The organism is Mycobacterium sp., from assembly GCF_008709575.1.
In the GTDB taxonomy this organism is placed as follows: Bacteria; Actinomycetota; Actinomycetes; order Mycobacteriales; family Mycobacteriaceae; genus Mycobacterium.
The window spans coordinates 1-678 of the sequence record NZ_VYIK01000376.1 but is presented as its reverse complement, the minus strand read 5'-3'; the positions used below and the strand labels follow the sequence as shown (position 1 = coordinate 678).

Below are 678 nucleotides of genomic sequence, written 5' to 3'. Positions count from 1 at the left end.
TTGATCAGATCAACAACCTCATGACCCCCATCGGCGGGCACCAGGTAGGCCAACAGACCGCTGCCGGGGACGTCGTTGGCCTTAACCACGGCTTGTTCCATCCCCGCAAACCACTCATCTTGGATGAGCAGATGATCGGTTGACGGTGGCAGCGTGACGAATTGGTCATCCGACCCGATACTGCTCAACGTCGCCGGGTAGCTATCCCACTCACCGGCGATCGGCGAGGTGCCCAGCCCCAGCGCATCGCCGGGGTCCGACAGGGTGGCGTTGTTGGTCAATAATTCCACGGTGTCGCTGGTCGGTGTCACCGTCCAGCCGTTGATCTCATCGACACCCTCGGCGTGCGCGCCAGGCACCCCCAGCATGGCGGCAACCGCGGCGCTGCCGCCGGTGAGCCACACGCCGACACACCACCCGCGAACGCCTCGAACCGACACATCCAAACCTTTCGCAGCTGAATTCCAGATCGTCCCCCACCAAAGATGTACGAAACCCGGACTCTAGCAGCTCCGCCCAAGCGGTCGCCGGTTCCGGTCGAGAACCCCTGCCGGCGGAGCGACACGTAGGTGTACGCGTGTAAAGGATGGCGCTCGGCAATCCGGGTAACCGGGGAACAAATGGCTCGGATCTGCCGTTGACCTGGTCGACAACATGAGTCGACCCAGCTCAACCCTG

At 62.8% G+C, this 678-nt stretch carries 1 protein-coding gene; it reads right to left on the bottom strand.

Annotated features, from left to right (window positions below):
• The coding region (locus F6Q13_RS19045) for a hypothetical protein (protein WP_293059847.1) at window positions 1-404 on the bottom strand (404 nt) is incomplete at its 3' end.
• Window positions 405-678 lie beyond the last annotated feature (274 nt).